Origin of the sequence: Polynucleobacter corsicus, from assembly GCF_018688255.1 — a bacterium.
Classification (GTDB): Bacteria; Pseudomonadota; Gammaproteobacteria; order Burkholderiales; family Burkholderiaceae; genus Polynucleobacter; species Polynucleobacter corsicus.
Genome location: NZ_CP061314.1, coordinates 673,390 through 685,422, shown reverse-complemented (window position 1 = coordinate 685,422; position 12,033 = coordinate 673,390). Strand labels below are relative to the sequence as shown.

General features: G+C 44.4%; 13 protein-coding genes. All 13 read right to left on the bottom strand.

The genetic code is table 11. The features are described 5' to 3' along the window. Positions 1 to 9: 9 nt before the first annotated feature. Positions 10 to 909, bottom strand: a complete 900-nt coding sequence (motA, locus tag C2747_RS03670; protein WP_215332518.1) for a flagellar motor stator protein MotA — start codon at positions 907 to 909, stop codon at positions 10 to 12. Positions 910 to 926: 17 nt separating this feature from the next. Next, the gene (locus C2747_RS03665) at positions 927 to 1,850 is read right to left on the bottom strand and encodes a flagellin (RefSeq protein ID WP_215332516.1); all 924 of its coding nucleotides are present in this window, start codon (positions 1,848 to 1,850) and stop codon (positions 927 to 929) included. Between the two features lie 15 nt (positions 1,851 to 1,865). Then, positions 1,866 to 3,434, bottom strand: coding sequence for a flagellar hook-associated protein FlgK (gene flgK / locus C2747_RS03660; RefSeq protein ID WP_215332514.1), 1,569 nt, complete (start codon positions 3,432 to 3,434; stop codon positions 1,866 to 1,868). A 99-nt stretch (positions 3,435 to 3,533) separates the two neighbouring features. After that, entirely contained in the window at positions 3,534 to 3,866 is a 333-nt protein-coding gene (locus C2747_RS03655) for a rod-binding protein (protein ID WP_215332512.1), read from the bottom strand. A gap of 2 nt (positions 3,867 to 3,868) precedes the next feature. After that, a complete protein-coding gene (locus tag C2747_RS03650; protein ID WP_215332510.1) occupies positions 3,869 to 4,996 on the bottom strand; it encodes a flagellar basal body P-ring protein FlgI in 1,128 nt (375 codons plus the stop codon). Between the two features lie 8 nt (positions 4,997 to 5,004). Further along, on the bottom strand, positions 5,005 to 5,712 hold the full coding sequence (locus tag C2747_RS03645) for a flagellar basal body L-ring protein FlgH (RefSeq protein WP_215332508.1): 708 nt from the start codon (positions 5,710 to 5,712) through the stop codon (positions 5,005 to 5,007). Continuing rightward, the gene (gene flgG, locus C2747_RS03640; RefSeq protein WP_215332506.1) at positions 5,709 to 6,491 is read right to left on the bottom strand and encodes a flagellar basal-body rod protein FlgG; all 783 of its coding nucleotides are present in this window, start codon (positions 6,489 to 6,491) and stop codon (positions 5,709 to 5,711) included. The genes C2747_RS03645 and flgG overlap by 4 nt, the downstream gene beginning before the upstream one ends. A 30-nt stretch (positions 6,492 to 6,521) precedes the next feature. Then, on the bottom strand, positions 6,522 to 7,292 hold the full coding sequence (locus C2747_RS03635) for a flagellar basal body rod protein FlgF (protein WP_215332504.1): 771 nt from the start codon (positions 7,290 to 7,292) through the stop codon (positions 6,522 to 6,524). 33 nt (positions 7,293 to 7,325) lie between these two features. After that, positions 7,326 to 9,401: a flagellar hook-basal body complex protein gene (locus C2747_RS03630; protein ID WP_215332502.1), complete on the bottom strand. Its 2,076-nt coding sequence runs from the start codon at positions 9,399 to 9,401 to the stop codon at positions 7,326 to 7,328. 92 nt (positions 9,402 to 9,493) lie between these two features. Further along, positions 9,494 to 10,180, bottom strand: coding sequence for a flagellar hook assembly protein FlgD (locus tag C2747_RS03625; RefSeq protein ID WP_215332500.1), 687 nt, complete (start codon positions 10,178 to 10,180; stop codon positions 9,494 to 9,496). Positions 10,181 to 10,194: 14 nt separating this feature from the next. Next, the gene (gene flgC / locus C2747_RS03620; RefSeq protein ID WP_215332498.1) at positions 10,195 to 10,599 is read right to left on the bottom strand and encodes a flagellar basal body rod protein FlgC; all 405 of its coding nucleotides are present in this window, start codon (positions 10,597 to 10,599) and stop codon (positions 10,195 to 10,197) included. Next, positions 10,596 to 11,009, bottom strand: coding sequence for a flagellar basal body rod protein FlgB (gene flgB, locus C2747_RS03615; RefSeq protein ID WP_251374814.1), 414 nt, complete (start codon positions 11,007 to 11,009; stop codon positions 10,596 to 10,598). Before flgB ends, flgC begins: the two co-directional genes overlap by 4 nt. A gap of 230 nt (positions 11,010 to 11,239) precedes the next feature. After that, entirely contained in the window at positions 11,240 to 12,016 is a 777-nt protein-coding gene (locus C2747_RS03610) for a flagellar biosynthetic protein FliR (RefSeq protein WP_215332496.1), read from the bottom strand. Positions 12,017 to 12,033: the final 17 nt, after the last annotated feature.

Sequence of the window (12,033 nt, the reverse complement as noted above, 5' to 3'; positions counted from 1 at the left end):
TAAATCGAACTAGCGATTACCGCTACGAAGAATATCGCGAGTGCGCAGCTCTAAATCATCGAATGATGGTCGCTGATCAGAATAAAGCACCTTACGACCAAACTCTACCGCAGCAAAAGGTGGGAAATCATTTAAATAAGCTAGCAATATAGCTTTGACAGAGGAGTATGGGCGCAACTCTACGTCGGCATTGTGTTCCAGAATCTTTGCCAGTGGCGTAACAATAGAATAAGAGAGCAATACACCAAGGAAGGTTCCAACCATCGCAGCTGCAATCTTCTCGCCAATAGATGGTTGATTAATTGACTGTAAGGCAATGACCACACCCATAATCGCAGCCACAATACCAAAAGCGGGTAAGCCGTCAGCCACAGTATGAACAGCGTCAGCTGCAACACGCAATTCCTCTTCTAAAACCTCAATCTCTTGCTCCATCAGACTCTCAAACTGACCTAAGTTCATTGATCCGCCGAGCATCATACGCATGTACTCTGAAATGAATCCAGTTAAGCGGGCGTCAGTTGTTATGTCAGGATATTTTGCAAAAATTGGGCTGGTATAGGGCGCCTCAATATCCTCTTCAATAGACTTCATGCCATGACGATTGACTTTTTGCAACAACTCAAACATCAAGCAGAGTAATTCTAAATTTACTGCCAAGCCGTCAGAATCTGGAATGAAAATGGTCTTCATGGAGGCGCCAATTTTCTTCAGCACTCTACCCTTATTTGAAGCAACCATTGCACCAAATGCAGCGCCGATAATAATGACGAATTCCCATGGCTGCCATAAGTGGTGAAGTGCATTGAGCGCAAGTGTGAGCGTGAATGTCTCGCCCATAGAGCTCACCCCAAGATAGCCACCAAAAATACAGGCTAAAGCGATAAGTAAACCGATTGTTAAATTCATAATGAACCTAGTAGCCGTTAAAGCTTTTCAAAAAGAGATGAAGACTGCATTTTCGCAAAAATACTCTGAGCAGCCTGTAAAAGTGTTTGGGAGCGGGCTAAACCTGCTGAAGCTTCAGCAATATCAGTATCTAATAAAGTTGCGCGTGCATTTTCTAAGTCAGTAAGTTTGCCGCCCACTGAATCCTGGGCGCTACTCACCTGCTTACTATTGAGACCTGCCTTTACCTGGGAAGCCTTTACCTGAGTAATCGCAGCATCAAGCGCAGCTACCTGAGCTGAAGTGGGTTGGTTACCGGATGTAAGCGCATCAGAAATGTCTTTAACAGCCTTCAGTACGTTTACATAACCAGCCACTGGCTTACTAGCGTCGGGAGAATAAACACCTGGATATTTAATCGGATCTGCAATTGACACATAAACGCCGATACTCTCTGACAAACTAATGCCCTCTGAAATGGTGATACCAGGTTCAATTTGTACTTGACCAAGAGCAGTATCGAAGGCTTGAGTTGTAGCTGGATCTTTCAGGGGCTTCAAAATTGGCTGACCGGATGAGTCGCTAGCAGCGGTAAATTGAAGAACTGAGTCACTTAAACTTTTTGCCTTCTGCGCCAAAGCAGCTAAATCACTTTGGCCAGAAGCACCCTGGGCCTGAACTACCACCTGCTTCAAAGAGGCCATTGCGCCATAGATGGATGACAACTGTGAGGTGATGTTATCCAGACGATTGGTCATTAACTCTTGATTGGTTTTAAACATGTCATATTGCGCTTTATCAAATGACAGTTTTAAGCCCAAGGAAACAGCCTGTGGGTTTTCTGAGGCTTGGGTATATTTTTTACCAGATGAAATCTGAGTCTGAAATCTAACTGCTTCACTAGCATGGTCCTGAATGGATTGCACACCTGCGTCAAAAATTTGATTGCTACTAATTCTCATAAATATCTCTCTTTATTAAGCAGCATTCATTGCTGACAACAAAGTAGCAAACATTTGATTAGCAGTTTGCATTACCTTACTTGCGGCACCATATAGTTGCTGGAATTTCACTAAATTAGCTGCCTCTTCATCCAAGTTCACGCCAGAAACTGACTCCTTGCGATTTTGCAATTGAGTGGCAACCGATATATTGGCTTTATCTTGAGCCTTCCAAGAAGAGATTGTTGAGGCCACATTATTGGTCAACAAAGATAAGGGGGTGCTAAAGCTATTGCGCCTCTTCTCAATCGCATTGGCTGCGGTTGAGTCAATAGATAAGACAGTATTAGAGCCAAAGTTAATATTAGAAACAAATAGGGCTGGATTCCAGGCGGCACCATTCACTATGGAGGCAATTAAGGGGTTGTAATTGGCCGACTTACGATCAGCCATATCTACCAGCTGGTTAACCGTGTAAGACCCTAAATCTGGAGAGGCATTTGTAATCACACTTAGGCCAGAAGTGCTTGTATTTTTATAACCAAATATCGGGGTAATGCCTGTGGTGTCATCTTTTTGTTTTACTGCATTCACATCGCGAGCAAAAACCAAGGCGATAGCACTCACTTGACGCTGAATTTTCGGTATGAAATCCGTCAGGATGGTAAAAGCTGCTCCTGCCTGACCGCCCGTGAAAGCAGTTTTTGCCGCCGATTGATAGGCACTCCCAGTAACCGTGGTGAGGGATGCGCCTTCAGTAGAGAGATAGCCAATATTTACCTTACGTCCATCGGAATAGCGCGGATCTATGTTTTCAGACTGAAGTTGCACGTTAAACGCGCTGGTACTGACGTCGGTATTCACAAAATGGTTGGCCACCTGGCCATCCACAAGTGCCATGCCACCAATTTGGAAGGTGGCAGTACCGTCAGTGTGGATGATCGTTTTTCCGCCGAGTAGATCTTGTAAGCGAGTTAATAGGCGATCGCGCTCATCTAAAACATCTGCAGCTGGAGTTGCGTTCCCAGGTACAGAGCCAGTCAGGATATCTAAGTTAATTCGTGCTAGCGCTGGCGCAATTGCATTAGCTTCATCCAAAATTGCCGTGAGATTTAATCTGGTGCTTTCGCCCAATAGATTAATAGTTTCAGTAAATGTACTGATGCGCGTTGCTACCTGGGTCGCCTTTGCAGCAAAGTCTTGAATATTGGTAGTACTACTCGTATTCGAGGCTAATGTACCGGCGGCATTAAAGAAGCTGGACATCGCCTCAGCAATTGAGCTAGATGGATCCATCATAGAAGTATCCAAACCTTTTACAGTTTGGAGTAGGCTTGCTGTAAAGCTCGATTTGCTCTTTTGCTCTCGTAGTTGAGCATCTAATAATCTGTCTGTATAGCGGGTAAAGCCTTCTACAGAAAATGCAGTGTTACCAAAATCCCAGGAATTTAAAGCTCGGTGGCTGATGATTGAATTGGATTGGCGGCGCGTGAAGCCATCTATTGATGAGCCAGCAACGTTTTGGGAGGTGACAGTCATGCCAGCGGATGCCACTTCAAGAGCGGAATAAGCTGAATTAATGATTGAAATGTTGTTTACGCCCACGATATCCCTGTTAACTGAGTTTTACTTCTGTCTTACAGTGCTGCCTATACTGCCCTGCCTATAACTACATAGTTACATACGGACATTTAGAGTAAAACTTTAGTTTTTAGCCTTTATTTGCGCAGCAATGTCAGCCTGTCTGAGTAATTGCTCTGTCATTTTTTTTGCAAATCCAAGACCATCGCCCTTAGTAATCATGGCAGCAACCTGATCGTCAACCATATCGGTGTAGCCAGTGTTAATTGATTTTTGCTTATCAGGGTCAAAACTAGAATTACGCATTTCACGGAGCATTTGACGCACAAGGGTCGTCTCAAATCCACGAGCAGCCTCCTCAACCTTCTCACGATAATTAGCAGCATTAACGGGGGTAGCCAACTTATTAGTTGATGCGCCCAGCTCCCATGGTGAAGAAGAATTAATCGTTGACATATTTAGATGACTTCAATATCCGCTTTGAGTGCACCAGCAGATTTCATTGCTTGAAGAATGGCGATTAAATCCTGTGGCGTAGCACCCAACATATTTAATGCCTTCACCACCTCTTCAAGAGATACGCTTGGACCAGAGAATTTCAATGCATTCTCAGAGCCGCGGTCAATATTCAGATTATCAACAGAGGTAAAGGTTGTCGCCTCACCAGTAAAGGGTGGTGGCTGCTTCAGCAAACGAGATTGATCAGCACGAACCTCAACTCGTAAGGAAAGGTTGCCATGCGCCGCTGCGAAAGAACCCAAGCGCACACCTTGATTCATGACAACGGAGCCCGTTCTTGAATTCAAAACAACTTTAGCTGAGTCAGCAACTAAAGGAATGTCAAGCTCTTGTAGTGCTGCCAAAAAATTCATACGTTGAACTGGATTTTCTGGAGTGCGAACTGTCATTGAGCGACCATCAATAGGTACTGCGATATTCGCACCGAAACGACGGGTAATCGCGTCTGTTGTTCTTTGCATGAGAGAAAAATCACTATTTTTCAAATTAAGCTCAACAAAAGTATTGTTCTCTTCTGCTGGAATACCCTTCTCAATTAAGCCACCAGCAGGAATACGCCCCGCCGACAAATGATTATTCTGTTTTGCATTGAGATTGGCAACGCCATGGCCTGAAATAATCAAAGAGCCTTGCGCCTGAGCATAGACTTGCCCATCAGCACCACGCATTGGTGTCATAACTAAAGTACCGCCCTTTAGACTACGTGAACTACCCATTGCAGAAACCGTAACGTCCATCTTTTGACCTGGTTTTGGATAAGCTGGTAAATCGGCAGTCACCATTACTGCTGCAATATTGCGCAGCCAAGTTTGGTTGTTATAACGATCACTCTCAGGAATGGTTACGCCCATTGCAGACAACATCTGACGAATACTTTGTAAAGTAAATGGAGTTTGGATGGTTAAATCACCCGTACCATCTAAGCCAACTACCAATCCGTAGCCTACCAATTGATTGGTACGTTGACCAGTAAAGTCAGCTATCTCACGAATTCTTTCAGCTTGGGCAAAATTGCCAATAGCCAATTGAAGCATTAGAGCGGCAAAAGTTATAAGAATTTTTTTCATCATCATCCTTACAGTGGGCCATAGCCGAAGAATAATTTCGTAAACCATCCTGGCTCACGTACGTCATCGGTCAGGCCTTTGCCGCGATACTCAATTCGGGCATCAGCGACTTGCGCCGAAGACACAGTATTGTTTAGTAAATTATTTGGATTAACTGTTCCACCAAAGCGAATAATCTCTTCCTCAAATCCAACAGCCACCTGCTTTTCACCAGCGACTACCATATTGCCATTAGAGAGAACCTCTAAAACAGTTACGGTAATTAATCCATTAAAGCTATTAGCAGCTGAACTAGCGCCATCCCCCTGGAATGTAGTTGCTCCATCTACGCCAAGCCCAATTTTTCCTGATGGATTCATTGGTACATTACCTAAGCCAACGTTATTCACACCAGCATTGACTGTTGTTCCGCTATTCTTTTTGGCCATTGCCCCAGAATTTTTACTAGCGCTAGTTGTCTCATTCAATATGACAATGAGGGTATCACCCACAGCACGGGCACGGCGATCTTCAAACAATGGTCTATAAACACCAGTCATAGAGGTTTGAACTGCTGGAAATAAGCTGCCAGGATTGGACGCGCGATCATCCGGAGCTGAGGGGCGAACGCTAGTGGCCGAAGTAACTAAAGGCTTACGATTTGCTGAAGAAGCGCAACCCCACAACTGGGTAAGCGCCACTAATGAAGCAATAATGAGTAATAGTTTACGCATCATAGTTGTCCAATTTTTTGCAGCATTTGATCAGAAGCGGTAATAGCACGAGCCTGGATTTCATAAAGGCGCTGAGCTGCAATCATTTGAACAAGTTGCTCTGCTACGTTCACGTTAGATTGCTCAAGTGTATTTTGCATAATGGAGCCAAGACCATTAGTACCAGGCACATTTATTAGGGGTGTGCCAGATGCAGGAGTCTCTAAGAATAAGTTTCCACCAGCAGCAACCAAACCATCTGGATTAATAAAACTAGCAACCAAGAGGCTGCCAGCAGTATTAATTTTAGAAATGTCTTGTGTTGTGTATTGAACTAGACCATCTGGAGTGATGGTGATAGATGTTGCGCCCGGTGGAATGGTAATACCATTACCTACAGTAAATCCAGAATTCGTGACAATGGTGCCGTTTTGATTGGTAGTAAAACCACCGTCACGGGTGTATGCCAATGTGCCGTCAGGCATTTGAATCTGGAAATAGCCATTACCCTTAATCGCTACATCCAATGGATTTGCTGTAGTTAGCAAAGGGCCCTGAGTCATGATGCGCTCAGTAGCCTGTAATTTAGCGCCAGAACCTAAATGCAAGCCATCTGGAGTCATGGTTTGAGTCAATGTATAGGATCCTGGCTCACGAATAGTTTGATACATTAAATCCTGGAACATCGGACGTAATGTCTTAAATGCGGTGGTTGAAGCGTTAGCCAGGTTATTGGCGATCGTGTCTAGGTTCATCTGCTGAGCATCTAAACCCGTCTTAGCAATCCACAGTGAGCGCATCATAATGAAATCTTCTTTCTTTTAATTAATTCTTTAACCGCGTGACAAAGACATCAAGGAGTTTGCTGACTTTGCATTTTGATCGGCAGACTGAATAAATCGCATATTCAAATCAAACATTCTGTTCTGCTCAATCATTTGAACCATAGCTGTAGTCGGATTCACGTTACTCAACTCAACAGCGCCCTGCTTTACCCGAATGGTTTCATCAGCCTTAGGCTGAAGCATCCCCGGAACATCAAATAATCCATCTGCACTTCGGATCAAAGTACTGGGATTAATTTTGACTAATCGTAATTGATCAATTTCATCAAAAGGTGTGTTTGCTGCCTCATCAAAGGTAGTAACACCAATCATTTGAGATGAAATATAACCATCGTCAGAAATGCTGATCTGCTTAATTGAGTCAGGGATATTGATTGCATCTTCTTGACCTAACACCACGTTATCGCCAAGGCGAAGAACGCCCTTCTCATCAATATTAAAACGACCGTTTTTAGTGTACGCAACAGAGCCGTCGGGACGACGAACAGCAAAAAAACCATCACGCGTTTGAATGGCAACATCCAAGGGATTACTTGTAGTTTGAATCGGGCCTGGCGTGAAATCCGTACCGGGAGTTGTATCCACTACGAAAGCACGAGAACTTGCGCCTTGACCCTCTATCGGTGCAGCACGAAATGCAGCAAACATCTCACGAAACCCAGGGGTCTGGGCGTTCGCGAGATTGTTAGTCGTGGTAGCCAATTGCAGCATTGACTGCTTGGCACCCGTCATGGAAATATAAGCTGACCGATCTAACATATTTACCTAATTTCTATATCAATTTGCTATTGATTAACCAACCATGCGGATGGTGTCTTGCATTGTTTGATCAAAGGCGCGCAAGCTTTGTGAGTTAGCAGAGTAAACACGCTGCAACAACATCAATTTCACGAGTTCATTTGATAAATCAACGTTTGACTGCTCAACTGCTTTGGACTTAATGGCACCAAATGAGCCTTCACCTGGGCGACCGATGCGAACACCGTTATCACCTTCAGTACCAGAGCGGTAGCTAGGGGCAAATGAGTTGCCACCAGTTGGGACCAATTGCTCGGAAGCATCAAAGTGTGCCAAAGCGATTTGACCGGCGATTAATTTACGACCATTGCCGTAAACACCAACGATTGTGCCGTCGCCATCAATGCTGACGCTTGCCAATTGTGAGCGTGGCTCACCATTTTGAGCGCTTTGATTTACCTGGAATGATGAAGCTTGTAACTGTGTATCAGATAAGTCGAGGTTGAAGATCAAAGGAATGTTAGTTCCTTGCTGTGAACCATTACTCACGCGAGTAGTCAATTTAGCGATTGTGCTAAATACTGGCTTGCCAGAAGCATTATCAGTAACCAATGAGTCAATGTTACGGCCACCGATGAAGCCCATAGTCGCTACAGTTTGGTAACCACCAGCGCCTTGAGTTTCAGCTGCAGCACCTTTATTGGAAACTGTACTTGGATCATTGTAGTTATAGAAAACGCCATCAATAGCTGCATAGGCTTCAACGTTTGCGCGAACAGCTGTCAAGATTGAATTAGATGCAGTCATGTTAGTTGTGCCTTGAACTACAACTGCTGTACCGTCTGGAGCAGTCAACGTCATGTCCAGGGTTTTCTTGAAAGTGACTGAAGCGCTGGTTAATGTAGCCGGAATGCCACCACTCAAAGTTGCAACTTTAGTGCCAGAATCATATGCAGTTACAGTTAATCCAGTATCAGTGGATCCGGTAAATAATCTTCTACCAACCAAATCAGTGGATCCTGTTGTCAGGGTAATAGTAGTTGCGGCTGCTGTTGCTGACGCAACTGTATCTGGAGCATCTGCAGGATAAAAAGTAAATGCAGCACTAGCTGGAATGTCAATCGCGCCCCCGGCAGTAGCCAAACTTGTGAGTGAAGCCCCAAGTAACTTACCGCCACCGACAGCTACAGTCAAGCCAGTATCACGGCCATTCATAAAAATCTTGCTTCCTGCAGGTATAGCAGCCGCAGCAACCTTGCCAGCATCAAAAAGAATGCTTCCAGCATCGTTAACCATTTGGCCAGTTACCTTACCCAACACAGTCGTGATTGGAGGAGTTTGCACTGACAAAGCAGATGTTCCTGGAATGACCACTTGTGTATCAGACAATGTATTTGGAGCTGATGCTTGACCAGGAGTGTAGACGTAACCTGTTGCATTGGAGGTAATGTTTAACATGCTATCGGTAATGCGACGATAGTAAACCTCTAATGTATGAGCGGCACCATTGGAATCAAATACAGTTTGAGTTGTTTTTGAGTTAAATGTGTTTTGTGCTGGATCAAAAGCAACGCCACCCGCTTTAACGAAGGCGTTTTCACGTGAATCTAATACAGCCGAAATTTTTGAATTGGATGTTTGTGTTCCATTAGCATAATCAACAGGCATTCTTAACTTACCGTTAGTAGTGCCAAGACCACGAATATCGTCAGTTAATGTTGTGCCATCTTTACTTGGCTGATAACCAGTTAAATACATTCCATTTTCATTCACGATCCAGCCGTTTTTATCCACGGCAAACTGACCGTTACGGGTGTAATTCAAAGATGTTGGATCATCAGGATTGGTTAAAACACGGAACCAACCATCACCACCAATTGCCATATCCAAAGGATTTGCAGAATTATTGATAGTTCCATAAGTTAAAGGACGGCGAACCGCAAGACGCGCAGAGCCTTGGCCGACTCGATTTGAGTCAGAAGGGTTTACTGCCTTGAAATACTGGTCAGCAAAAACATAATCGCCAGCTTTGTAGCCAACAGTATTCGCATTAGCAATATTGTTACTAGTCGTATCAATAGCCAATGAAGTGTTTTGTAAGCCAGCCAAGCCGATTGTGTAGTTAGCCATGTTTTAAGTTCCTTTTGATAATTTAGGTATCAACTGCAATAAATGAATATTTCTGTTTCTTTTTCTGTTTTAAATCTGTAATTCGTTAAGGCTTAAGCAATCCACTGAGCAATATCAGATGGCGCTACTGCTCTGCCGTCAGCTAATGTCAATAGAGGGTTTTTGTTTGAATCTTTGCCAATCGCTGCAACCATAGAAGCCACAAAACTATCTGGGGTAAAAGTGCCACCTTCAGTGCTTAGTGCGCTTAGAGCGATGCTGTATTTACCAGCGGCTACAGGCTTGCCATCACTGTCAGTACCATCCCATGAGAAGTTAACCATGCCAGTAGAATGTGCGCCCAAAATTTCCTTGGCAATCACATTGCCCTTGTCATCGCTAATCGTCGCCAAAACTGAGCTCACATCATTTACAAGCTGTGCGCCTAAGTTCATGGGCGTCTTGCCATCAAAGCTGAGTGATTTGCTAGCAGCCATTGCATACTTCCCAACGGATGAGGAGTAGTTCATAAAGTCACTAGACTGAATCTGTGACAGTAATGAAGTCATCGTGCCCTTCATTTGATTAATACTATCAACCATATTCAATTGAGCCAACTGTGTAGTCATACTTGCTGTATCAGTTGGGTTCATTGGATCTTGATTGCGTAACTGAGTAGTCAACATCTTCAAGAAGTTCTGCGTCATATCCTTAGTGGATGTGACGTCATTTCCAGCCTTAGCGGCTGTAGCCAGCGGATCGTACTGCTTGATTTGACTTAAGTTAGATACAGTTGCCATCGTGATTTCCTTTGTTAACGGCCTAAATCGAGTGTCTTTAACATCAGCTGACGCGTGGTGTTCATCATTTCCACGTTAGCCTGATAAGAACGTGATGCAGAGATCATGTTCACCATTTCTTCTACGGGGTTTACGTTTGGCATTTCTACGTAACCGCTTGCATTGGCCATTGGGTGGTATGGCTTGTATTCCATACGCAATGGCTCTGCACTCTCCACAATTCCGGATACTTGCACTCCAACACTTTTGGCGTTCTCGATTTTTGTTGGAGTAAATAGAACTTGACGTGAGCGATAGGTGCGGCCATCTGGGCCAGCAACGCTCTCGGCATTGGCGACGTTAGATGCAGTGACGTTCAAGCGCATTGCTTGCGCAACGAGACCGCTAGAACCAATATCAAATGCGCCTAATAAGCTCATTGTCCTTGTCCTGTAATTGCAGAGATACGAGTACGAATCTCAGATCCTAAGAAATTTAATGTGGCTTCCGTAAAGAAAGAGTTCTTCATGAACTGACCCCTTTCCACATCGGGATCAACGGTATTGCCGTCCATCGCAGGTTGTACTGCGCTACGGTATAAAACTGGGGTTGCGGTATGGTCTTGAGCAACCATATGACGACTATTGCTCACTGACATCGGTAGGCCAGTGGACTGTACTTGAGCGTTCAGGTTGCGTTTGAGCACTTCGCCAAAGCGAATATCCCTAGCCTTATAGCCAGGAGTGTCTGAATTCACCAAATTAGATGCGAGCAGCTCCTGACGGAAGCTGCGCAACTTGAGTGCGGCCTCGCCAAACTGGATCGGATCGTATTGTGGAACCAAGCTCATTTGCCTATTACTTTCAGTTTGCTGGAACACATGTCCCAACTTCACTTCTTAATATGCAAATGGCGTGCCAGAATTGATAAATATTTTAATATCTATATTAATCAATGACTTATGGTATTTTTTAGACTAACTACCAGCAGGTATTTCTAATAAATATAGTTAAAACGGCAAAAATTGCAGGGGCGCTTGATAGGGCTCGGTAAATAATGCCAACCCCGATTTAAGCCCCTTTACATGCCAGGATTGAGGCCCTGGCGAACTAACTCAACTGGCCCTTGGAGAACCCGAATCACAATTGCCGTCATATCGGGCAATAAGATCATGATCAATAAAAAGGCAATAGGAACGCTCACAGCAAAGCCAACGGAGAACAAGTTCAACTGGGGGCTCGTTCGCCCTAAAATGGCCTGGAGCATATTGAAGACCAAATAAACAATAATCCCGGGCATGCTGATCACCATGCCAAATTGAAAAGCTTTCACTACCAAAGCCATAATGGCTTGCGCATCCCAGGCACTTGGCCAAGCGCCAAATGGAACTGCTTTAAAGCTAGTGAGAACAATCTCAAATAAAACCAGGTGAATATTCAGCGCAAAAGCCAGTGCGATTGCGGTCAACAGAAGTAGCTCCCCCATCAAACCCGAGGATAAATTAGGATCTCGTCCTACAGTAGAGGCGAAGCTAAAGCCCGCCAACATCGACAAGGTTTCAGATAAAACATCAAAAACCATTAGGCCAAGGCGGATAACGTAGCCAGCCATCAAACCTATAGCCAACTCGGTGGCAGCTACAAAAAAGGTTACGGTAGTGCCTGAAAGTATGGCTGGATCAGGCTTAATCATCGGTGCAAGCGAGAGCCCAATGACTACTGCCAAGAGGACGCGTAAACGCATTGGCATAGAGCGGAAAGCAAACATTGGCGCAGAAACCAATAAACCAAAGATGCGCAATGAAATGAGCATCACAATGGTAACGAATTGAGGAATGAGATCGGCGCTAAATTCCAAGCTAGCTCTCAGATTGA

Bases quoted from the DNA above. Each gene is read 5' to 3' on its own strand.
- C2747_RS03635 (WP_215332504.1), bottom strand. From the start codon at position 7,292: ATGTTAGATCGGTCAGCTTATATTTCCATGACGGGTGCCAAGCAGTCA.
- C2747_RS03625 (WP_215332500.1), bottom strand. From the start codon at position 10,180: ATGGCAACTGTATCTAACTTAAGTCAAATCAAGCAGTACGATCCGCTG.
- C2747_RS03645 (WP_215332508.1), bottom strand. From the start codon at position 5,712: ATGATGCGTAAACTATTACTCATTATTGCTTCATTAGTGGCGCTTACC.
- flgB (WP_251374814.1), bottom strand. From the start codon at position 11,009: ATGAGCTTGGTTCCACAATACGATCCGATCCAGTTTGGCGAGGCCGCA.
- C2747_RS03655 (WP_215332512.1), bottom strand. From the start codon at position 3,866: ATGTCAACGATTAATTCTTCTTCACCATGGGAGCTGGGCGCATCAACT.
- flgG (WP_215332506.1), bottom strand. From the start codon at position 6,491: ATGATGCGCTCACTGTGGATTGCTAAGACGGGTTTAGATGCTCAGCAG.
- C2747_RS03650 (WP_215332510.1), bottom strand. From the start codon at position 4,996: ATGAAAAAAATTCTTATAACTTTTGCCGCTCTAATGCTTCAATTGGCT.
- flgC (WP_215332498.1), bottom strand. From the start codon at position 10,599: ATGAGCTTATTAGGCGCATTTGATATTGGTTCTAGCGGTCTCGTTGCG.
- motA (WP_215332518.1), bottom strand. From the start codon at position 909: ATGAATTTAACAATCGGTTTACTTATCGCTTTAGCCTGTATTTTTGGT.
- C2747_RS03630 (WP_215332502.1), bottom strand. From the start codon at position 9,401: ATGGCTAACTACACAATCGGCTTGGCTGGCTTACAAAACACTTCATTG.
- C2747_RS03665 (WP_215332516.1), bottom strand. From the start codon at position 1,850: ATGAGAATTAGTAGCAATCAAATTTTTGACGCAGGTGTGCAATCCATT.